At 33.5% G+C, this 21,039-nt stretch carries 20 protein-coding genes; 12 read left to right on the top strand and 8 right to left on the bottom strand.

Going from position 1 to position 21,039, the window contains the following annotated elements; translation table 11 throughout:
• Positions 1 to 143 precede the first annotated feature (143 nt).
• The 7 genes from ICJ83_RS08060 (at position 144) to ICJ83_RS08030 (ending at position 7,556) form a co-directional block, all read left to right on the top strand.
• The gene (locus ICJ83_RS08060) at positions 144 to 1,088 is read left to right on the top strand and encodes a TIGR01777 family oxidoreductase (RefSeq protein ID WP_188229877.1); all 945 of its coding nucleotides are present in this window, start codon (positions 144 to 146) and stop codon (positions 1,086 to 1,088) included.
• A gap of 101 nt (positions 1,089 to 1,189) precedes the next feature.
• Positions 1,190 to 1,735: a nucleotide exchange factor GrpE gene (locus ICJ83_RS08055; protein WP_188229876.1), complete on the top strand. Its 546-nt coding sequence runs from the start codon at positions 1,190 to 1,192 to the stop codon at positions 1,733 to 1,735.
• A 9-nt stretch (positions 1,736 to 1,744) separates the two neighbouring features.
• Complete coding sequence (gene dnaJ, locus ICJ83_RS08050) at positions 1,745 to 2,857, top strand: molecular chaperone DnaJ (RefSeq protein WP_188229875.1); 1,113 nt, start codon at positions 1,745 to 1,747, stop codon at positions 2,855 to 2,857.
• A gap of 313 nt (positions 2,858 to 3,170) precedes the next feature.
• Entirely contained in the window at positions 3,171 to 4,100 is a 930-nt protein-coding gene (locus ICJ83_RS08045) for an ABC transporter ATP-binding protein (protein WP_188229874.1), read from the top strand.
• A 4-nt stretch (positions 4,101 to 4,104) separates the two neighbouring features.
• On the top strand, positions 4,105 to 5,412 hold the full coding sequence (locus ICJ83_RS08040) for an ABC transporter permease (RefSeq protein WP_188229873.1): 1,308 nt from the start codon (positions 4,105 to 4,107) through the stop codon (positions 5,410 to 5,412).
• Between the two features lies 1 nt (position 5,413).
• Positions 5,414 to 6,364 (top strand): mechanosensitive ion channel family protein, encoded by a 951-nt coding sequence (locus ICJ83_RS08035; protein ID WP_188229872.1) that lies wholly within the window; start codon positions 5,414 to 5,416, stop codon positions 6,362 to 6,364.
• A gap of 28 nt (positions 6,365 to 6,392) precedes the next feature.
• On the top strand, positions 6,393 to 7,556 hold the full coding sequence (locus ICJ83_RS08030) for a sigma-54-dependent transcriptional regulator (RefSeq protein ID WP_188229871.1): 1,164 nt from the start codon (positions 6,393 to 6,395) through the stop codon (positions 7,554 to 7,556).
• Between the two features lie 27 nt (positions 7,557 to 7,583).
• On the opposite strand, the gene ICJ83_RS08025 is transcribed toward ICJ83_RS08030, so the two are convergent.
• Positions 7,584 to 8,345, bottom strand: coding sequence for a hypothetical protein (locus ICJ83_RS08025; RefSeq protein ID WP_188229870.1), 762 nt, complete (start codon positions 8,343 to 8,345; stop codon positions 7,584 to 7,586).
• A 147-nt stretch (positions 8,346 to 8,492) separates the two neighbouring features.
• Here ICJ83_RS08025 and ICJ83_RS08020 point away from each other — a divergent pair, with 147 nt between their 5' ends.
• Both ICJ83_RS08020 and ICJ83_RS08015 read left to right on the top strand, forming a co-directional pair.
• A complete protein-coding gene (locus tag ICJ83_RS08020; protein WP_188229869.1) occupies positions 8,493 to 9,344 on the top strand; it encodes a PPK2 family polyphosphate kinase in 852 nt (283 codons plus the stop codon).
• Between the two features lie 73 nt (positions 9,345 to 9,417).
• Entirely contained in the window at positions 9,418 to 9,966 is a 549-nt protein-coding gene (locus ICJ83_RS08015) for a hypothetical protein (protein ID WP_188229868.1), read from the top strand.
• On the opposite strand, the gene ICJ83_RS08010 is transcribed toward ICJ83_RS08015, so the two are convergent.
• The 5 genes from ICJ83_RS08010 to lysA all read right to left on the bottom strand — a co-directional run bounded on the left by ICJ83_RS08010 (position 9,963) and on the right by lysA (position 16,045).
• A complete protein-coding gene (locus ICJ83_RS08010; protein WP_188229867.1) occupies positions 9,963 to 10,907 on the bottom strand; it encodes a PD40 domain-containing protein in 945 nt (314 codons plus the stop codon). The genes ICJ83_RS08015 and ICJ83_RS08010 overlap by 4 nt on opposite strands.
• Positions 10,908 to 10,962: 55 nt before the next feature.
• The gene (locus ICJ83_RS08005; protein ID WP_188229866.1) at positions 10,963 to 12,384 is read right to left on the bottom strand and encodes an amidohydrolase family protein; all 1,422 of its coding nucleotides are present in this window, start codon (positions 12,382 to 12,384) and stop codon (positions 10,963 to 10,965) included.
• Between the two features lie 13 nt (positions 12,385 to 12,397).
• Positions 12,398 to 13,573 carry a DUF1624 domain-containing protein gene (locus ICJ83_RS08000; protein WP_188229865.1) on the bottom strand — a complete coding sequence of 392 codons (1,176 nt, stop codon included), beginning with the start codon at positions 13,571 to 13,573 and terminating at the stop codon, positions 12,398 to 12,400.
• Positions 13,574 to 13,798: 225 nt separating this feature from the next.
• Positions 13,799 to 14,533, bottom strand: a complete 735-nt coding sequence (locus ICJ83_RS07995; RefSeq protein ID WP_188229864.1) for a hypothetical protein — start codon at positions 14,531 to 14,533, stop codon at positions 13,799 to 13,801.
• Positions 14,534 to 14,809: 276 nt separating this feature from the next.
• Complete coding sequence (gene lysA / locus ICJ83_RS07990; RefSeq protein WP_188229863.1) at positions 14,810 to 16,045, bottom strand: diaminopimelate decarboxylase; 1,236 nt, start codon at positions 16,043 to 16,045, stop codon at positions 14,810 to 14,812.
• A gap of 198 nt (positions 16,046 to 16,243) precedes the next feature.
• Here lysA and sucC point away from each other — a divergent pair, with 198 nt between their 5' ends.
• Both sucC and ICJ83_RS07980 read left to right on the top strand, forming a co-directional pair.
• Complete coding sequence (sucC, locus tag ICJ83_RS07985) at positions 16,244 to 17,434, top strand: ADP-forming succinate--CoA ligase subunit beta (RefSeq protein ID WP_188229862.1); 1,191 nt, start codon at positions 16,244 to 16,246, stop codon at positions 17,432 to 17,434.
• Positions 17,435 to 17,563: 129 nt separating this feature from the next.
• Positions 17,564 to 17,902 carry a hypothetical protein gene (locus tag ICJ83_RS07980; RefSeq protein ID WP_188229861.1) on the top strand — a complete coding sequence of 113 codons (339 nt, stop codon included), beginning with the start codon at positions 17,564 to 17,566 and terminating at the stop codon, positions 17,900 to 17,902.
• Between the two features lie 42 nt (positions 17,903 to 17,944).
• Here ICJ83_RS07980 and ICJ83_RS07975 read toward each other — a convergent pair whose 3' ends face one another.
• Positions 17,945 to 18,193 carry a DUF1456 family protein gene (locus ICJ83_RS07975; protein ID WP_188229860.1) on the bottom strand — a complete coding sequence of 83 codons (249 nt, stop codon included), beginning with the start codon at positions 18,191 to 18,193 and terminating at the stop codon, positions 17,945 to 17,947.
• Between the two features lie 371 nt (positions 18,194 to 18,564).
• On the opposite strand from ICJ83_RS07975, the gene ICJ83_RS07970 reads away from it, so the two are divergent.
• Positions 18,565 to 18,969: a TerB family tellurite resistance protein gene (locus ICJ83_RS07970; RefSeq protein ID WP_188229859.1), complete on the top strand. Its 405-nt coding sequence runs from the start codon at positions 18,565 to 18,567 to the stop codon at positions 18,967 to 18,969.
• 41 nt (positions 18,970 to 19,010) lie between these two features.
• Here ICJ83_RS07970 and uvrB read toward each other — a convergent pair whose 3' ends face one another.
• Positions 19,011 to 21,014: an excinuclease ABC subunit UvrB gene (gene uvrB / locus ICJ83_RS07965; RefSeq protein WP_188229858.1), complete on the bottom strand. Its 2,004-nt coding sequence runs from the start codon at positions 21,012 to 21,014 to the stop codon at positions 19,011 to 19,013.
• Positions 21,015 to 21,039 lie beyond the last annotated feature (25 nt).

Raw genomic sequence — 21,039 nt, 5'->3', positions numbered from 1 at the left:
TAATTGAGAAATTATGTTAAACCTAGTATAAATCTATAGTTTTTGGTTGGTCTCTTTTGTAACTTTAACTAAATGACATGAGGTTCACTTTAAATTAAGAGGTTTTTTAACGAAGTGCACTTTTTCTCGATCAAACAATATATATGAAAGTTTTAATAACCGGAGCAACAGGTTTAATAGGAAGCGAGATAACTAAAAGTTGTCTAAAAAAAAATATACAGGTAAATTACTTAACAACCAGCAAATCTAAAATTAAACAAGAAAAAGATTATCAAGGATTCTATTGGAACCCTAAGACTCAGGAAATTGATAAGGCTTGTTTCTACAATGTCGATGCTATAATACATTTAGCTGGCGCAACAATTTCTAAACGCTGGACATCTAAATATAAAAAGGAAATAATATCTAGTAGACAAGACTCTACGCGATTGTTAGTAAACAGTCTAAAAGGTGAAGTGCATCATATAAAACAAATTATTTCGGCTAGTGCAATTGGTATTTATCCCGATTCTTATACGAATTATTATGAAGAAGATTATAAGATAAAAGAAACGCATTCATTTTTAAGTAAAGTTGCGCAAATTTGGGAAGCAGAGGTTGATGCATTTTCTGAGTTAGATGTGGTGGTTTCAAAAATAAGAATAGGTCTTGTTTTATCGAATAATGGAGGCGCGCTTAAAGAAATGCTTAAGCCGGTAAAATTAGGTTTGGGAGCTGCTTTTGGTAATGGGAATCAATGGCAATCCTGGATACACATAAAAGATCTTTCGCGATTGTTTTTATTTGTTTTAAAATTTCAATTGTCTGGTGTTTATAACGGGGTGGCACCCAATCCAGTAACGAATTTAGAATTAATTAAAAGTATAGCTAATCAAGTTGATGCGCCGCTGTTCTTACCAAATATTCCAAAGATTTTTATGAAACTCGTTTTAGGTGAAATGCACACAATTTTGTTTGAAAGTCAACGTGTAAGTTGCAAAAAGATTGAAGACAAAAGTTTTTATTTTAAACACCATCATTTGCAACCGGCATTGCATGATTTGATAGCAGCTAAACCTAAAATTTCTGCTAATTCTTCAGTTTTCTAAATTTCGGTAAAAATTATTTCGTGACATTATGACATTTTTATAATAATGGCAGTACTTTTGCCAACTAGATTTAGTGTTTGCATAAAAATTTAGAAATAAAGATGAGTAAAAAAGAGCAAGATATAGAAAAGGAGCAAGCGGAAGCTGTTCAAAACGAAACTGTTGAGGTGGAGGAGAACACTCCGGTAGAAGAAAAATCAGTTGAAGAAAAGCTTCAAGAGGAATTAAAGCAAGAAAAAGATAAGTTTTTACGCTTATTTGCTGAGTTTGAAAATTATAAAAAAAGGACTTCTAAAGAACGTGTTGATTTGTTTAAAACAGCAAGTCAGGATGTTATGGTGGCGTTATTACCAATTTTAGATGATTTTGATAGAGCGTATGCCGAAATTTCCAAGACAGAAGAAAAAGAGTTGTTGAAAGGAGTAGAGTTAATTAATAACAAATTAAAGTCTACACTCCAACAAAAAGGTTTAGAAGTGATTGAAGCTGCACAAGGTGATGCTTTTAATGCAGATAATCACGAAGCGATAACTCAAATACCTGCGCCTTCAGAAGATTTAAAAGGAAAAATCATAGACGTTATTGAAAAAGGTTACAAGCTTGGAGATAAAGTAATTCGCTTTCCTAAAGTGGTAATTGGACAATAAAAAAGGAACATGGCAAAAAGAGATTATTACGAAGTATTAGGAGTAAGTAAAGGAGCTAGTGCGGCCGAAATTAAAAAGGCGTATCGTAAAAAGGCTATTGAATTTCATCCAGACAAAAACCCCGATAATAAAGAAGCAGAAACTAAGTTCAAGGAAGCAGCAGAAGCTTACGAAGTACTAAGTGATGCCGATAAAAAAGCACGTTACGATCAGTTTGGACACCAAGCTTTTGAAAACGGTGGCGGCTTTGGCGGTGGCGGCATGAATATGGACGACATATTCAGTCAGTTTGGTGATATCTTCGGTGGCGGCTTTGGTGGCGGTTTTGGCGGTTTTGGCGGCGGAGGTACACGTCGCGCCAAAGGAAGCAATCTACGCATACGTGTTAAGCTTACATTAGAAGAAGTAGCCAATGGGGTTGATAAAAAAATAAAGGTAAAACGCAAGGTAAAAGCACCTGGCACAACCTATAAAACTTGTTCTACGTGTAACGGTACCGGTCAGGTAACGCGCATAGCTAATACCATTTTAGGTAGAATGCAAACATCTGCTCCTTGTAATGCTTGTGGAGGCGCAGGAGAAACTATCGATAAAAAACCTGCCGATGCAGATGCTCAAGGTTTAAAAATTGCGGAAGAAACTGTTTCAATAAAAATACCAGCAGGTGTTGTTGATGGCATGCAACTTAAGGTTTCAGGTAAGGGAAATGAAGCTCCTGGTAACGGTATTCCTGGAGATATTATAGTCGTTATTGAAGAGGAGCAACATGCAAAATTACAACGTGAAGGCGATAACCTGCATTACGATTTATATGTGAGTTTTCCTGATGCTGTTTTAGGTACTTCAAAAGAAATAGATACTGTAACGGGTAAAGTTCGTATAAAAATTGAACCAGGTGTTCAGTCTGGTAAGATTTTACGTTTACGCGGAAAAGGAATTCCTAGTATTAATGGATATGGTAAAGGAGATTTATTAGTTCACGTGAACGTTTGGACGCCAAAAACTTTAAATAAAAAACAACGAGAATTTTTCGAATCGATGCAAGAAGATGAACACTTTGCACCAAAACCGGAAAGTTCGGATAAATCATTTTTTGAAAAAGTAAAAGATATGTTTTCTTAATTAACAATAGGCTTTAGATTTATAAACTAACCTATTGTTTTTTAAAAAGTTCTTAATTCTTTTTAATAGGAATTAAGAAAAAAAAACTATATTTGATTCATCACTAGTTTAATTCTAGTGATAATTTTTCTTTTTCATAGCAATTTTTTCCCATCCTTAATCCTTTTTAAGGGTGGGTTTTGTTTTTAGCATATCTGCGTTTACAAAACCTTAAATAAATAGAAAAGACAGGTATTAAATTCTTACGAATCCATTATGAGGTAGCGCAACATTTAATATCTTTACCACTCACTAGTCAATATAAAATATACGAATGAGCAACTTATTAGAAGTTAATCAGGTTTCTAAAAACTTTGGAAACTTTAGGGCATTGAACAATGTGTCTGTGTCTATTCCTAAAGGCAGCATATTTGGTTTGTTAGGTCCTAATGGAGCCGGAAAAACAACATTAATTCGCATTATAAATCAAATAACTATGCCTGATTCTGGCACGGTACATATAGATAATGAATTACTTAACGAAAATCATATTAAAGATATCGGGTATTTACCTGAAGAGCGCGGTTTGTACAAATCGATGAAAGTTGGTGACCAAGCATTGTATTTGGCACAATTAAAAGGTTTAAGTAAATCTGAAGCTAAAGAACGTTTAAAATATTGGTTTGAGCGTTTAGAAATTGGCGATTGGTGGAATAAAAAAATTCAGGAGCTTTCGAAGGGTATGGCACAAAAAATTCAGTTTGTGGTTACTGTGTTGCATCAACCTAAATTATTAATTTTTGATGAACCATTTTCTGGATTCGACCCAATTAATGCCAATTTAATTAAGGATGAAATATTGCGTCTTCGTGAAGATGGTGCGACCGTTATATTTTCAACGCATCGTATGGAATCTGTAGAAGAATTATGTGATGATATTGCCTTGATTAATAAGTCTAATAAAATTCTTGATGGAAAACTTATCGACATAAAAAGACAATATAAAATTAACACCTTCGAAGTTGGCATAAAAGCAAATGATAATGCTATCTTAAAACATGAATTATCAGAAAAATTCGCGGTGTCTCCGGCAAATTTCAAAACCTTAGACAACGAATTAAAGTTAAATATACAATTGTCTAACGGAGCAAGTCCGAATGATTTACTAAATTATTTAACAACAAAAGGCGAGGTGTCTCATTTTGTAGAACTTATACCAAGTGTTAACGATATTTTTATTCAAACTGTAAAGAATAATCAATAAAAAAATGAATCATTTACCACTTATTATAAAGCGAGAGTATTTGACTAAGGTTAAAAACAAATCGTTTATCGTCATGACTTTTGTTAGTCCATTAATCATGATTATCCTTGCTTCGGTAGTTGCCTACTTAACGCAGCTTAATAACGAAAAAGTGCGTAACGTATCTATATTGGATGAATCTGGTTTAGTGTATGACGTATTTAAAAGTAACGACAAAACAACTTTCAATGTTTTAAGCAATATGTCCATTGACGAGGCGAAAGCTTTTTCGAAAGAATCGGAAGCTTACGGATTGCTTCATATTGGTGATTTTAAGGATGTAAAACGAGCTTCAAAGAGCATTCAGTTTTATTCAGAAGAGTCTCCTTCGTTATCATTAATCTCTGATTTAGAAAGCAAATTGGAAACCAAATTAACCAATTTAAATTTGTTAGATAACGGGGTAGATGTAGATATGATTAATGCTTCGAAAATATCAGTAAATATAGCCCAGGAAAGTTTTCAAGGTGAAAAAACATCGAAAACCGACAGTGTGGTTAAATTAATTTTTGGAGGTGCAGCTGGATATTTATTATTTATGTTTATTATCATTTATGGTAATATGATTATGCGCAGTGTTATCGAAGAGAAAACCAGTAGAATTATCGAGGTAATCATTTCTTCAGTAAAACCTGTTCAATTAATGCTTGGTAAAATTATAGGAACATCGTTAGCAGGAATTACTCAGTTTATCATATGGTTGATTATTGGAAGTATTCTTTTAACCGTTATTTCTGTAATTTTTGGGATAAATGTTGTGCAATCGTCACAGCAGGATATGATGAATCAGGCCATGGCCAATCCTGAAATAAACGCTCAGGTACAAAGTATAATATCCTCATTTTATAATTTACCATTAACGAATTTAATTTTTGCATTTATATTATTTTTTATTGGAGGTTACTTGTTGTACAGTTCATTATATGCAGCTATTGGAGCGGCTGTAGATAATGAAACCGATACCCAACAGTTTATGCTACCTATTATTACACCTTTAATGTTAGCGGTTTATATTGGATTATTTACTGTTATAGAAGATCCACATGGAACCGTCTCAACTATATTTTCATTTATACCGTTTACATCGCCAGTGGTAATGCTAATGCGGATACCATTTGGAGTTCCGCTTTGGCAACAAGGTTTATCTTTTGTAATTTTAGTGGCTACATTCATGCTAACTGTATGGTTTGCTGCTAAAATCTATAGAGTAGGTATTTTAATGTATGGTAAAAAACCTAGCTATAAAGAATTAATCAAATGGATTAAATATTAATATGATTCAGGAAATAGAAAATTTAGAAAAAATTGAAGAGGCTGTAGCTAAAAGTTCATGGTGGCAAAAAATAAAGGACTTTTTGCATTTTAATGTCGACATAACTGACAAAATAAGTATTTCAGTTTCGGATGTCCTTATTATTATTGCGGCATTTATTGTTACAAAAATAATTTTAAGAATTGTTTTACGTTTAATAACTCAAAAATTACCAAACGAAGAAAAAGCTAAGTTTGGTGTGGTGTTTGGCTACTTTAGATGGTTGGTTTACCTCATAATATTTTTAATAACACTAAATGCCTTACATTTCGATGTAACCGCCATTTTTGCGGCCTCAGCCGCATTAATGATTGGCATTGGTTTAGCGCTTCAAACCTTATTCCAGGACATTATTTCAGGGATATTTATACTCTTAGATCAAACCGTGCATGTAGGTGATATTATCGAACTGGAAGGTAAAATTGGTCGTGTTGAAGAAATAAAATTACGTACTACTAGAGCCGTCACTATCGATAATAAAGTGTTAATTATTCCAAATCATTTGTATTTAGAAAACAGTTTGTATAATTGGACGCAAAATGGAACATCTACGAGAGAGAGTGTTGCTGTTGGCGTAGCTTATGGCAGTGATGTGCAATTGGTTAAAAAGCTATTGATAGAGGCAGCCACGAATCATCCGGCAGTTATTCCTTATCCAGAGCCCACGGTTAGATTTGAGAATTTTGGTGATAGCTCACTAGATTTTAAGGTCGTATTTACCATTGAAGATAGTTTTAACGCGCCTACACCTAAAAGTGATATCCGTTTTGAAATAGATCGTCTCTTTAGAGAACACAATGTGAGTATTCCATTCCCACAGCGTGATATCAACATTATTCAAAAACCAAATCAAAGTGTTAAGCTGAGTTTAAATGACTCAATATTGCCAGTTAAGACAGAAGAAAAGAAATAAAAAATACAGAATTTTAAAAAGATAAATTATGCCCAAAATTTTAATCATTGAAGACGAAGCAGCAATTCGTCGTGTACTTGTTAAAATTCTATCAGAAGAAAACGATACCTACGTTGTAGAAGAAGCCGAAGATGGTTTAGTGGGTATCGATAAAATTAAGAATGACGATTACGATTTAATTCTTTGTGACATAAAGATGCCTAAAATGGATGGTGTTGAAGTGTTGGAAGCGACTAAAAAACTAAAGCCAGAAATACCTATTGTGATGATTTCTGGTCACGGTGATTTAGATACAGCAGTAAATACGATGCGCTTAGGAGCATTCGATTATATTTCAAAACCGCCAGATTTAAATCGATTGTTAAATACGGTACGTAACGCCTTAGATCGAAAAGAACTTGTTGTTGAAAATAAACTACTTAAAAAGAAGGTTAGTAAAAATTTCGAAATGGTAGGAGACAGCAGTGCCATTGGTCAAATAAAAGACATGATTGAAAAGGTGGCTCCTACCGATGCACGTGTTTTAATTACAGGTCCAAATGGTACAGGTAAGGAATTGGTGGCACATTGGTTACATCAAAAAAGTGAACGTAGTAAAGGACCAATGATTGAGGTTAACTGTGCAGCAATACCCAGTGAACTTATTGAAAGTGAATTATTCGGTCATGTAAAGGGGGCATTTACAAGCGCAGTAAAAGATAGAGCAGGTAAGTTTGAAGCCGCTAACGGCGGAACCATTTTCCTTGATGAAATAGGAGATATGAGTTTGCCGGCACAGGCTAAAGTATTAAGAGCTTTGCAGGAAAGTAGAATACAACGCGTAGGAAGTGACAAAGATATTAAGGTGAATGTACGTGTTGTGGCTGCTACAAATAAAGATTTGAAAAAAGAAATTGCCGATGGTAAGTTTCGAGAAGATTTATATCACAGGCTTGCCGTTATTTTAATTCAGGTGCCACCATTAAACGATCGTCGTGATGATATTCCGTTGTTGGTAAATCATTTTGCAGAAAAGATTGCCAACGAACATGGTACAGCCAAAAAGATGTTTTCCGATGAGGCTTTGAATTTACTACAGGATTACGATTGGACAGGTAACATTCGTGAACTACGAAATGTAGTTGAGCGATTAATTATATTAGGAGGAAGTCAAGTAAGTGAAAAAGATGTTCAGTTATTTGCAAGTAAATAACTAACTGAACATCTTGGTGTGATTTTATTATGGATTACATGTATTTAGTTCAGTTAAATACGATGTTGCTAAAGATTTTAATTGTTCGGTGTAAAAGTTTTTTATCTCCGCTATAGTTTTTTCTGAAGTATCGTTAAGCGTGTTACTAATCGATATTTTTTGATGCCCACAATTACAGGTATTCAATGTTTCGTTGTAGGTTTTAATATTCATATCAATAATCTTTGTGTAAGATACAACAAGCTGTTCCTTTTTAAGTAGCAGCTCTTTTTCTTTTTGTTCAGCTAACTGCCTCTTAATTTCAGCTTCTTTAAGTTTTAATGCTTTTTGTTGAGCAAGTAGTGCTGCTTGTTCGTTTTTTAAATCGGCTAAATCATTAGTGTCGTTAACATCGATGTCGTCTTCAACAGGAGCCATACTATAGTTAGAAGTTGCACATTTATCAATCTCTATAACACTTTGTTGGCTAAACGCTTTAGCACGCTTTACAAAATAGCGGCCATCTTCGTAAGTGGGCTGGTTATCCACTTTAGCTAGAACTTCTAAAGCTTTGTTAGCTTGTTCTAGAGCTTTATTACAGTTACAATCTGATAAGGTTTTTTTAGCCAGATTTATAGATTCTAGCGAACGATGTGCATAATATTTTAAGTGACTAATATTGTTGGCTTCGTACGATGATTTAACATGAGAGTAAGCACTTACTAAGTAAGAATTGGCTTCGTCGCATTTGCTTTGCGAATGAAGATTCAGGTAACTTATTAATGCAATTAAGAAGTAAAAATTTTTCATAAAATTAGGGTTAAAACATAAATAGGTATAACGAAAATACCAAAAACATTAAACTTTAGGGTGTCATTCGTCGAATATGTAGAAATTGTTATATTTAATGTTTATCTAAAAAAGATAATTTTAACAGCCTCAAAACCCCACTAGATTATGGATAAATTTAAAGTAAACACAAATATTGTTTTAAAAGAATTAGAAACAAAAGTAATAATCGATGATGCTAAAAAGGAGCTTAAAAAAGTTAGAAAGAAACTAGGTAAATTACAAGATACTATGTATGCCCATGGAAAATACGCGGTGTTGGTTTGTTTACAGGGTATGGATACAGCTGGAAAAGATAGTTTAATACGCGAAGTGTTTAGGGATTTCAACACACGCGGTATCGTGGTACACAGTTTTAAGGTCCCTACGGATTTAGAATTGAAGCATGATTACCTTTGGCGTCATTATATTGCGCTCCCTGCTCGTGGGAAATTTAGTGTTTTTAATAGAACGCATTATGAAAATGTATTGGTAACAAGGGTTCACCCTGAATATATTTTGGGTGAAAACCTGCCCGATGTAAATACCGTAGAAGATGTTAACGAAGGTTTTTGGGATAAACGTTTTCAACAAATAAATGAATTTGAACAACATATTTCAGAAAATGGGACTATAATTTTTAAGTTCTTTTTAAACCTTTCAAAACGAGAACAAAAAGATAGATTATTAAGGCGATTAGAAAAACAGGAGAAAAACTGGAAATTTTCACCAGGAGATTTAAAAGAACGTAAACTTTGGGAAAAGTATCAGGAGTGTTACCAAGATGCTTTAAACCGTACGTCAACGTCTTATGCGCCGTGGTATGCCATTCCTGCCGACGACAAGGATTCAGCGCGTTATATCGTTGCTAAGATTATGTATGATACATTATGTCAGTATAAAGACATTGAAGAACCAGAATTAGATGATGAAATTCTGGAAAATCTACATTTATATAAAAAACAGCTCGAAAATGAGTAGATTACTTTTTTATGATTTCTTTTAGAGGACAACCCATAAAGATACATTACATTTGGGTTAAAATTTTGACTTTATGCGATATTTAATTGTTTTCTTGCTAACGCTTCAAAGCTTTGCTCAAAAGCAAAATGAATTACCCTATTATGAAATTTTGGATGATACCGAAGTATATACACCAGCAACTACGGCTGCCAGAATGATTGATGGGCTTGGTTTTAGATATTATTGGGCAACTGAAGGTTTACGATTGGAGGATTTGGCATATAAATTAGGAGCTGATTCACGAACGGTTGCCGAAACGATTGACCATATTTACGGTCTTACTAAGTTTTTTAGAAATAGTGTTTTAAAAGACAATAAAGATATTACCACAGATGAATTGAATTTTGAGGCTAAACGAAAACAAACCTTAGTCAATTTAAAATTAGTTTCCGATGCTTTAAAGGCAAATAACGGGGCGTTTGATTTAGCCAGTACCGAAGTGCCTTTTTGGAATTTAATAAATGGGCCTCTCGAAGATGCAGTTTGGCATTGCGGACAGGTGGTGATGTTACGTCGTGCTTCAGGTAATCCATTTATTTCAAACGTAAGCTTGTTTTCTGGTAAAGTGAAAAATAACTAATCTAACGGTTTTTGATTTGGATTTAAGGGCTCTTTTAAAAGGATTTTACAAATTTGATAGTTACCTTGCCTAAAACCGGTAATTAATAAATTTATATCGTTTGGCGACCAGCAAGGCAAAATGTCTTCAACATCGTTATAAGTAATTTGAATTTTATGTGTTCCATCGTGACGCATAATAAAAATTTCGTTGTGTAACATCTCATCTTCCTTAGCTGTATAAACAATGCGACTTCCGTTTTTGTTCGACCAGTCGGGAAAACTACTTTCATCTTTAAAATAACTTAAACGGTTTCTGTCGTTTACATATAAATGGTGACTATAAATAATGTTGCTTTCTCCTTGTGTATTTTTATTTGAAAAGTAAACCAAATTATCACCTCTCGGGGAGAGGTTAGGATAACTATTTTTATGCTTATTAGCGACTAGTTTTTTTAGACGTTTACCTTTTGTTGAACACGCGTAAATATCAAATATATCAGCCCTTTCGGCATACGAGAAAATAAGTTCAGCACCATTGGGAGCAAAATTTGCGTAATACTTGTTGCCTCTTAGGCTAATAGGGTATTGTTGTACGTTTCCGGATTGAAAATCACAGGAGTAAATTTCGCTGGTACCAGTTCGATCGGATTCAAAGAGTATTAAATTTTTTGAAGGGTGCCATCGCGGACGCCTGTCGTTGGAGGTTGTAGTCATTAATCGCTGCTGAGCACTTCCGTCTATATTCATGGTATATATTTGCCAAAGGCCATCACGATATGATTCGAAAACAATTTTAGTTCCTTCAGGATTGTAACTTGCATAGCGGTTGTCGCCATTGGTAAAAGTTAATTGAACTTCTTTAAAACCTTCTTTAACAGTAGTTTCCTGTGCTGATGAATTGAATGCAGAAAAAGAAATGTAAACTAAAAGTATTGGATATATTATAGCAGTATGTTTCATGGTTGTAAATAAGTATACGACTAAGTTAAAAAAATATAATGATACGAATGACGGGTTATTTAAGTCCCACTAAACCATTTACCGAATCGAATAATTTTTTAGAATCATAGCCTATACCATCTTTAAAAACAATTTCCATATTCCTTATGTTGTTAATATTAGATTCCAGGTCGCCATTTATTAGAATTAAGTCTGCTGTTTTTCCCGTTTCAATGGTGCCAATAGTTTGATCCTGATTTAAGTATTTTGCACCATTAAAAGTGCAGATTTTTACCACGTCAACTAAAGGAAATCCGGCTTCATGTAAAAGTTCTAGGGTGTGTTGATTTGCATAACCAGCAACTGTTCTTCCTGCCCCGGTAGGATCGGTACCAGCAACAAGTTTACCACCTTGATCATAAAACCGTTTTATCCAGATCATATTTTTTTTATATCCTGCTACTCTTATGGAATCCTTATTTACATATTGGTTGTAAATTTGGGTAACATCATTTAGTAATTCTGGCGTTACGGCTTTTTCACCACCACCGGGAATAAGCTCGCGACCTGTATAGGGTTCGAATACATTCGGTGTGGTTGTTAAGGTCGTTCCGTTTTTTATTAAAGTGGCTATTAAGGTGTTTATTCTGGTGCTATTTACAGGTTCATTGTTATATGCATTTCGTACTTCAAAAGGGTCGCAAATATCGCTGTCCTTATTTTTTACAAAATCTGAAGAAACCCTAAAACCATGTTCTAAATTATCAATACCAAGATTAGAGGCTTCCTCGTAAGTAACCGAGCATAAATGACCAGTAACCTTTAATCCACGTTTATGAGCTTCGTTGATACATGTTTTTAAATCCTCCTTTGTAACATTATTATATAGTTTAAAAGAGGTGACCCCACGGTTTGCCCAAAAATTAACTATTTCTTTTACTTCCTTCGAGTTTTTTATAAATCCTATTGAGGCAATTGGTACGCCTTCTCGGTCTATAAACGGACTGGTAACATCCATTTTAGGACCTGTCATTTTACCTTCAAGAATCCATTTTTTAATATTTAAATCGGTTTGCGGTTGAATACTTCCTGCGGTGCGCATAGTTGTTACGCCTCCTGCCAAGTATAGTCTTGGAAACGAAAACGTTAGCTGATTTACGCTATACCAGTTTTCAAAAAACTTTGGGTAAAACAAATGCTCATGGAGCATAACAAGCCCTGGGATAACTGTTTTTCCTGAACCCTTAATTACGTAGGCGTCTTCAGGTATTTTTACAGTATTTGAAGCGCCAATGGATTCAATTTTATTGTTTTTAATAATAATAGTTTGATTGTTTTTAACAGCACTGCCAGTGCCGTCAATTAGTTTTACATGGGTAATGGCAACAAGTGTGGTGTCAACAGATATAAAGTTTTGTACTTCTTTTGAAAATTTTTGACCCCACAAAACAGAAACCGATAAAGAAAAACCAATAAAAAATATTTTAATTCTATTCATTTTAACAATGTTTTTATAAATAGCTCAACCACCATTTATGTTTATTATTTGTTTTATAAATCATGTATTTTTTACAAGGAGAATAGAGTAGCGTAACTATTCCAATCCAAATAAGATAAACGCTAAATAGTGAATATCCGTAATCTTTTAAGGCTGCATTATTAAAGCCAGCTTCAGTAATTATCATAATTTTCCAGTCACCGCCAAAAATTAGAATACCAACAATTGCTAAAACGTGTATAACAAAAATGTGTAGGAAGTAATAAAAAAGAGGAACACGTCCAAATACAATCATGAAGTTCGTGATTTTATTTTTTACCGATTCTATACCATATAAAAAAAGTAGTGAAGGTCCTAGCGTGATGAGTACGTAAGATAAGGAAGGCGGGTATTTAGTCACGTTAAAAAAGGATAATATTGTTTTTATTGTTGTGCTTTGGCTAGCCCAAGGAACTAAATCACCATACACATTGATTCCTCTAATCACAAAAAACAGTATCACCGAAGTAATACCAATCTTAAACAGCAATGATTTTCTGGTTTTTTTACTTACACTTGGTAAATAAAGTTTTCCTAAGCAATAGCCTAAAATCATAACACCCAACCAGGGCAATATTGGATAAGCAAAAACAACGGTTGTACCTGCCAAATCAATATCATATCTCTGATGTAAAATATACCATAAAACAGATGAAAAACGGTTGCCTTCCATTACGACGTTATCAAATAAATTATGACATGTTATAATTACAATACCAAATGCCAGTAAAATTTTATAATTAAGATAGATTAAAAAGGATAGTAATGTCATGGTTAGACCAATAGCCCAAATTACCTGTAAAACAATTGAGGTGTAATTAAGGTCAAATTTCCAGAGTAGATTGTTTAAAATAATCTCCAGAAAGATCAGCCAAATACCTCGTGTAAATAGGAATTTTGATAGCTCTGGTTTTGTTTTTTTGCTACCATATAAAAAAGCTGAAGTACCTGCTAAAAAAATAAATACAGGAGCGCAAAAATGTGTAATAAATCTTGTGAAAAATAAAATAGGTGTTGTTGTTTCTAAATCGGTGGGGCTACTAAAAAATGCACCTTGATGGAAATAATCTCTAACATGATCTAGGGCCATGAGAATCATTACGAGACCTCTTAATATGTCTATAGATTCAATTCTGGTTGATTTACTCATATAGTATTTATGAAGTAGTTAATTTAAGTAAATATTTGTAAAAATCTGAATAATAAGCAATTAAAGTTAGTAGTTGTCAGTTTACAGCGGTTAATATATAAATGCTTGTCTTAAAAGTATTTAATAATTGCCATTTTAAACTTGTTACAAGTCGTGTTTTGTGACAATTATACTTCTAAAGCAAGCATTATAAGTACTTATGTTAAGGAATATTTCGAATTTGTCTTAGTACGACAAATCTTCTAAATAGCTATAGATATACGCCCAGTCTTCAGAAACGCTGCTTCTAAATTTAGCTTTTAGGTCTTCGGTTTTAGATTTGCCTTTCTCGTTTTCATAAATTTTCCATACGCCATCGCGTTCAACATCTAAATCGGCAAATTTTTTGAAAGGGACAACAACGAAGTAATCAGAAACTTCTGGGCCACCACCCATAACATTGTACCAGCTACCTCTAACATCGCCTTCAACCTTTTTTACTGTACTTTCAATCTCATTTACAACTTCCATAAAACCATCATAGTTACTAATTTGCACATTGTAAACCCAAACTATTTTTGTGTCTGGGGACATATTGGAATTTGATTTACTAATTTTTGGCATTCGTTTGGCAAGGTTATAATTTACGCTTTCTACATGAGGTAGAATTAAATCGATAACTTTTATTCTACAGTTTTTACCTGCCTCGTCGGCGCTATCGTCATCCATTTCGGCCCAATTTTCCATTCTACTGGTCATGGTGTATACATTGCCTTTACCTTGCATGCGTTTCCACATGCTCCATTTAAAATCACCTTCGTTATCTTTATAACATTTTTTCCAGGCAGTAACACCGTTTTTAAATTGTGAATCGTGCCCTTGTTTAACTGTAATTTCAGACATGTTTAATAAAAAGCTGTCGTTTTCCTGAGATACCATTACTAGAGGAAGTAAGAGTAACAGATACAATAAATTTCTCATAATTTTGATTTTGGTTAGAATTAATAATTGTTATATAGCCGGGCATTAAAAAAATATTTAATGCTATTGGTTTCTAAAAAATCAATTTGGGAAACTAAAATGGATAAGTATTTGTAAACAAGGGGGTAATATGTTGTCCTTTTGAAAGGATTGTCTTGTTAAAGATATGAAATTTTAATGATTTTTACTTGCTTTTTTCTTGACGCACAAGAAAATTAAAAAGCCCAACCAATGGTTGAGCTTTTTTTACATAGATATAATTTTTATAACAGCTGTTTATTTTACCAGTTGTTTTTCTTTTTTAGAAGAGAAATCTACCTCGATTTGATTTTTAATAATGTCATCAAAGGTTTCTCTTTTTCTAATTAAATGTGCTTCATTGTTGTACCAAAGTACTTCGGCTGGTCTGAATCTGGAATTGTAATTACTCGCCATAGAAAAACAGTATGCTCCTGCATTTTTAAAACACAGAACATCGCCCTCCGAAATTTCTTTTATACGACGGTTACTTCCAAAAGTATCTGTTTCACAAATATAACCTACAACCGTGTAAAAACGCTCATTACCGTTAGGATTGGAAATGTTGATAATATCGTGATGCGAACCGTAAAACATTGGACGGATTAAGTGATTAAACCCTGAGTCTACCTGTGCGAATACCGTTGATGTTGTTTGCTTTACAGCATTAACTTTGGTTAGGAAATATCCAGATTCACTTACTAAAAATTTACCCGGCTCGAAAGCTAAAGTTAGGTCTTTACCGTATTCTTTACAGAATGCGTTAAACTTAGCAGTTAATTTTTTGCCTAACTCTTCAATGTTGGTTTCAATATCTCCTTCTTTATAAGGCACTTTAAATCCTGAACCAAAATCTATAAATTCTAGGTTTTTAAATTGCTTTGCAGTATCGAATAATATTTCACTCGCGTATAAGAACACTTCAATATCCAAAATATCACTACCGGTATGCATATGAATACCGTTAATAGTCATTTTGGTATTTTCAACAATGCGTAAAATATGAGGAATCTGATGAATAGAAATTCCGAATTTAGAATCGATGTGTCCTACAGAAATATTGGCATTTCCTCCAGCCATAATATGCGGATTAATACGAATACAAACGGGGATATTTGGGTGTTTGGTTCCAAATTGCTCTAAAATAGAAAGGTTGTCTATATTAATTTCAACACCAAGTTTAGCAGCCTCCTCAATTTCAGCTAAAGAAACACCGTTAGGCGTAAAAATAATTTGTTGTGGTTTGAATCCAGCTTTTAATCCTAATTCAATTTCTTGTAAAGACACCGTATCGATACCAGAACCTAGTTTATTGAATAATTTTAGTATTGATATATTTGATAATGCTTTTACAGCATAATTAAGTTTTAACTTTTTTACACCACTAAAGGCATTAGTAAGTCTGTTATATTGAGCTTCTATTTTTTCGGCATCGTAAACGTAAACCGGACTTCCAAAATCTTCTGCAATTTTAAGCAATTGATTCTCCAACATAATTTTCAAATTTTTGGCAAAGATATTTCTTTAAATACAATAAAAAATAAATAACTAAAAAATTATACAAGTTAAACATTATGTTAATTATTTAACAGTAGATTAGAAGTTTATTATTTGTAAAGTTTTCACAATGAAATATTAGGGTAAGTTATCATGATTATTTACATTTGTGGCTCTTAAACTATTTAGCGAATTATGAATTTACACGAATATCAAGGTAAAGAAATATTAAGCAGTTTTGGTGTACGTATCCAACGTGGTATTGTAGCGCAAAATGCAAAGGAAGCTGTTGCAGCAGCAAAACAATTAACTGAAGAAACAGGAACCGGTTGGCATGTTATAAAAGCACAAGTACATGCGGGTGGTCGTGGTAAAGGTGGCGGTGTAAAGCTTGCTAAAAACTTAGAGCAAGTTGAAGAAATTGCCGGACAAATAATCGGAATGAACTTGGTAACACCACAAACATCAGCCGAAGGTAAAAAAGTACATCAAGTATTAGTTGCAGAAGATGTTTATTATCCTGGTGATAGTGAAACAAGTGAGTTTTACGTATCTGTATTATTAAACAGAAGCACAGGACGCAATATGGTCATGTATTCGACCGAAGGCGGTATGGATATTGAAACAGTTGCAGAAGAAACGCCACACTTAATTTTTACAGAAGAAATAGATCCCTCAGTTGGATTAACGCCATTCCAAGCGCGCCGTATAGCTTTCAACTTAGGATTATCAGGTACAGCATTTAAAGAAATGACCAAGTTTGTTTCTAACCTTTATACAGCATACGTAAAGTCTGACTCTTCTTTATTTGAAATTAATCCGGTTTTAAAAACCAGTGATGATAAAATTTTAGCAGTAGACGCTAAAGTAACTATCGACGATAACGCCTTATACAGACATAAAGATTACATAGATTTACGTGATATTCGTGAAGAGAGTGCTATTGAAGTTGAAGCTGGTGAAAAAGGCTTAAACTATGTAGACCTTGACGGAAACGTTGGATGTATGGTTAACGGAGCTGGTTTAGCTATGGCAACCATGGATTTAATTAAACAAGCTGGTGGAGAGCCTGCAAACTTTTTAGACGTAGGAGGAACTGCTGACGCTGCTCGAGTAGAGGCTGCTTTTAAAATTATTTTAAAAGACCCAGCAGTTAAGGCTATCTTAATTAATATATTTGGTGGGATTGTTCGTTGTGACCGTGTTGCCCAAGGTGTAATTGATGCTTACAAAAACATGGGTAACATTAATGTACCAATTATTGTACGTTTACAAGGTACCAATGCAGATATTGCTAAAGAATTAATTGATAACTCTGGATTAGATGTCTTAAGTGCAACTGAATTTCAGGAAGCTGCAGATAAAGTTCAAGAGGTATTATCATAAGCTTAACATAATAACATATTTGGTAATATTACCATATAGTTTTAATAAGAGTAGTGTAAATCACTACTCTTTTTTATTACATAATTTTGATGTGTAAATCAATATCAAAAAACGTAATAAATTAAAACTATGAAAACCATTAAAGTATTTTTAATTACAGTAGTTCTTGCTGTTTCAAACGTAATGTATGCAACAAATAGAAATGAGGATAATCGACCTTTAGATGAATCTATTTCAGAAGAGATTCAAAAGATTTTAAAGAATGCTAGTATAGAATTCAATGAAGAGGTCTCTGCAAAAGTGTATTTCACTTTAAATAATAAAAATGAAATTGTCATACTTTCTGTTGAATCAGATTCTGAGCAATTAGAGTATTTTTTAAAGCATAAACTTAATTATTATAAACTAAATACACAGGGATTGTACCCAGGTAAAAAATATTTAATTCCAATTAAGTTAGTTGCTTAACATTATATTGTCGAAGTGTAAAAAAAAGAAAAGCTCTTAATTTTAAGAGCTTTTCTTTTTTTCATTTTTTGGAGGCATTGGACCTCTCATGTGTATAACCAGACCATTTAAAAAATTTCTTAATATTTGATCACCACACTCCATATATTTTGGATGGTCTTCTTTCCTGAAAAAAGCACCTAATTCGCTTTTCGAAATTCTAAAGTCAACCAATTCTAAAATTTTAATAATATCGTCGTCTCTGAGTTTAAGTGCGACCCTAAGTTTTTTGAAAATATCGTTATTTGTCATATCTGTATTTTGTGCTCAAAAGTAATATTACTTTTTGTTAATTATATAGTACAGGAAGAAGTTTTCTAGCGTTTTGGTAATTTTTATAAAGGTAACAGAAATAAAATTAATAAAATTTAAAATTTAATAAAGTTATATGTATCGTAAATATCTAAATATCAAATGTTTATAATTGTGTTTTTCTGAATTTTCAGCGTGTCTATAAGTGTGTAAAATCTAAAAATTTATAGATTTTAAACTTCATAGAAGACCAAATAATAAAAAAAAGCGACCAAATACATAGCTGTTTTCGACGACATACAATATATCTACGATTATTAATTTAAGGTTGTTCGTATCTTTATAGTGTAATTAATTAATCCCTTGAAAGTATGATTAATAGAGTCGAAAAACTAAGCCTCTTGTCTGAAATGATTGCTTTTGCAAAGCATGATAATGATATTAAAGCTATAGAATATAATTTTTTACTAGGTGTTGCCAAGCAGCTTGAAATCTCTCGTGAGGATTTCGACTATCTCATTGAACATCCCATTAATTATATTCACTTAAAATCACACAGTGAACGTATTGTTCAGTTTCATCGTTTGGTTTTATTAATGAATATAGATAATGAGCATAGTGATTCTAAAAAAATTGTAAAACTCTATAACTTTGGATTACGAATGGGTTTAAGTCATGAATCTATTTCGAAGGTGTTATACTTAATGGAAAGTTTTCCAAACAAAATTGTTCCACCTGATGTATTAATAGATATTTTTAAAACGCAGTATAACTAAACCCCGTTATTAAGGGAACTCATATAAAAAAGCTAAAAGTGTTACACTTTTAGCTTTTCTATTTTGTCCTGATACCCTTTTATTTCATCTCTAAGTTTAGCTGCCACTATAAAGTCTAAGGCTTTGGCTGCTTGTTCCATGAGTTTTCGCTTTTCTTTAATCTTTTTTTCTAATTCAGGTTTGGTTAAATATGCACTTTCTGGTTCGGCGGCTTTAGCGGCTTCCAATTCATAACTATAAGTACTCACCGAATTTTTAGCCAAGGCATTATCTAAGCTTTTATTTAGTGCTTTAGGAGTAATGCCAAACTTGGTATTATAATTAATTTGTTTTTCTCTGCGATAGTTCGTTTCATCTATGGTTTGCTGCATGCTTTTAGTAATCTTATCGGCATACATGATTGCTTTACCGTTTAAGTTTCTTGCAGCTCTACCAACAGTTTGTGTAAGCGAACGTGCCGAACGTAAAAAACCTTCTTTATCGGCGTCTAAAATGGCCACAAGAGATACTTCAGGTAAATCTAGACCTTCACGTAATAAATTTACACCAACAAGTACATCAAATAAGCCTTTACGCAGATCTTGCATGATTTCTACACGTTCTAATGTATCGACATCGCTATGAATATAACGGCATCGGATTTGAATACGGTCCAGATACTTTGTTAGTTCTTCAGCCATCCGTTTGGTAAGCGTTGTTACTAATGTGCGTTCATCCTTTTCTACACGTTGCTGAATTTCTTCAATTAAATCATCAATTTGATTCAAACTTGGACGTACTTCAATTACGGGATCCAGTAAGCCTGTTGGTCTAATAATTTGTTCCACATAAATTCCATCAGTTTTTTTTAGTTCATAATCCGCGGGTGTGGCACTTACGTAAATAACCTGGTTTTGTATTGCCTCAAATTCTTCAAATTTTAATGGGCGGTTATCCATGGCAGCCGGTAATCGAAAACCGTATTCTACCAGATTTTCTTTTCTGCTTCGGTCACCACCATACATGGCATGTACCTGCGAAATGGTAACGTGACTTTCGTCAACAACCATTAAGTAATCGTCTGGGAAATAATCTAATAAACAGAAAGGTCTTGTACCTGGTTTTCTCCCATCTAAATAGCGGGAGTAATTTTCAATACCTGAGCAATATCCCAATTCACGTATCATTTCCAAATCGAATTCAGTACGCTCTTTTAAACGCTTGGCTTCAAGATGTTTGCCAATTTCTTTAAAATAATCATGTTGTTTTACTAAATCGTCCTGGATGTCTTTAATTGCATTTTGTAGCACATCGGGAGAGGTGACGAACATGTTCGCCGGGTATATATTTAAGCGGTCATATTTTTCAATAACCTGATTCGTTTGAATGTCGAATGCCTCTATATCTTCAATTTCATCTCCAAAAAAGTGAATTCTAAACGCATAATCGGCATAACTCGGAAAAACATCTACCGTGTCGCCTTTTATTCTGAAATTCCCATGATTAAATTCTGCTTCAGTTCTTGAATAAAGGCTTTGGACTAATCGATGTAATAATTTAGTTCGCGAAATTTCCTGATCACGTTCCAACGAAATGACATTCTTTTGAAATTCTACAGGATTACCAATACCATACAAACAGGAAACTGATGCGACCACTAAAACATCTCTTCTGCCAGAAAGGAGTGAAGAGGTGGCGCTTAATCGCATTTTTTCGATTTCATCGTTAATCGATAAATCTTTTTCAATGTAAACCCCAGTTACGGGTATATAGGCTTCTGGCTGATAGTAATCGTAATAAGAAACAAAGTATTCAACAGCGTTATTTGGAAAAAATTGTTTGAACTCAGAATACAACTGAGCGGCTAAAGTTTTGTTATGAGCCAATACCAAAGTAGGGCGTTGAACTTCCTGTATCACATTGGCAACTGTAAAGGTTTTTCCTGAACCTGTTACTCCAAGTAAGGTTTGGTATTTTTCATTGGATTTTATGCCTTGAGCTAATTGCTTTATAGCTTCTGGCTGGTCTCCTGTGGGATCAAATTCTGATTCAATTTTAAAACGCATGACGCAAATTTACATAAAATATGAA

This window comes from Aestuariibaculum sediminum, from assembly GCF_014596945.1.
GTDB lineage: Bacteria > Bacteroidota > Bacteroidia > Flavobacteriales > Flavobacteriaceae > Aestuariibaculum > Aestuariibaculum sediminum.
Note: the sequence above shows the minus strand (reverse complement) of the source record. Positions and strands in the feature narration are given on the sequence as shown.

What these genes read in the sequence shown, in the direction of transcription:
- ICJ83_RS08025 (WP_188229870.1), bottom strand. Translation starts at nt 8,345, where the DNA reads ATGAAAAATTTTTACTTCTTAATTGCATTAATAAGTTACCTGAATCTT.
- lysA (WP_188229863.1), bottom strand. Translation starts at nt 16,045, where the DNA reads ATGTTGGAGAATCAATTGCTTAAAATTGCAGAAGATTTTGGAAGTCCG.
- ICJ83_RS07980 (WP_188229861.1), top strand. Translation starts at nt 17,564, where the DNA reads ATGAAAACCATTAAAGTATTTTTAATTACAGTAGTTCTTGCTGTTTCA.
- ICJ83_RS08035 (WP_188229872.1), top strand. Translation starts at nt 5,414, where the DNA reads ATGATTCAGGAAATAGAAAATTTAGAAAAAATTGAAGAGGCTGTAGCT.
- uvrB (WP_188229858.1), bottom strand. Translation starts at nt 21,014, where the DNA reads ATGCGTTTTAAAATTGAATCAGAATTTGATCCCACAGGAGACCAGCCA.
- ICJ83_RS07975 (WP_188229860.1), bottom strand. Translation starts at nt 18,193, where the DNA reads ATGACAAATAACGATATTTTCAAAAAACTTAGGGTCGCACTTAAACTC.
- ICJ83_RS08020 (WP_188229869.1), top strand. Translation starts at nt 8,493, where the DNA reads ATGGATAAATTTAAAGTAAACACAAATATTGTTTTAAAAGAATTAGAA.
- dnaJ (WP_188229875.1), top strand. Translation starts at nt 1,745, where the DNA reads ATGGCAAAAAGAGATTATTACGAAGTATTAGGAGTAAGTAAAGGAGCT.
- ICJ83_RS08040 (WP_188229873.1), top strand. Translation starts at nt 4,105, where the DNA reads ATGAATCATTTACCACTTATTATAAAGCGAGAGTATTTGACTAAGGTT.
- ICJ83_RS08000 (WP_188229865.1), bottom strand. Translation starts at nt 13,573, where the DNA reads ATGAGTAAATCAACCAGAATTGAATCTATAGACATATTAAGAGGTCTC.
- ICJ83_RS08045 (WP_188229874.1), top strand. Translation starts at nt 3,171, where the DNA reads ATGAGCAACTTATTAGAAGTTAATCAGGTTTCTAAAAACTTTGGAAAC.
- ICJ83_RS08055 (WP_188229876.1), top strand. Translation starts at nt 1,190, where the DNA reads ATGAGTAAAAAAGAGCAAGATATAGAAAAGGAGCAAGCGGAAGCTGTT.
- ICJ83_RS08010 (WP_188229867.1), bottom strand. Translation starts at nt 10,907, where the DNA reads ATGAAACATACTGCTATAATATATCCAATACTTTTAGTTTACATTTCT.
- ICJ83_RS08060 (WP_188229877.1), top strand. Translation starts at nt 144, where the DNA reads ATGAAAGTTTTAATAACCGGAGCAACAGGTTTAATAGGAAGCGAGATA.
- ICJ83_RS07995 (WP_188229864.1), bottom strand. Translation starts at nt 14,533, where the DNA reads ATGAGAAATTTATTGTATCTGTTACTCTTACTTCCTCTAGTAATGGTA.
- ICJ83_RS08030 (WP_188229871.1), top strand. Translation starts at nt 6,393, where the DNA reads ATGCCCAAAATTTTAATCATTGAAGACGAAGCAGCAATTCGTCGTGTA.
- ICJ83_RS08005 (WP_188229866.1), bottom strand. Translation starts at nt 12,384, where the DNA reads ATGAATAGAATTAAAATATTTTTTATTGGTTTTTCTTTATCGGTTTCT.
- ICJ83_RS07970 (WP_188229859.1), top strand. Translation starts at nt 18,565, where the DNA reads ATGATTAATAGAGTCGAAAAACTAAGCCTCTTGTCTGAAATGATTGCT.
- ICJ83_RS08015 (WP_188229868.1), top strand. Translation starts at nt 9,418, where the DNA reads ATGCGATATTTAATTGTTTTCTTGCTAACGCTTCAAAGCTTTGCTCAA.
- sucC (WP_188229862.1), top strand. Translation starts at nt 16,244, where the DNA reads ATGAATTTACACGAATATCAAGGTAAAGAAATATTAAGCAGTTTTGGT.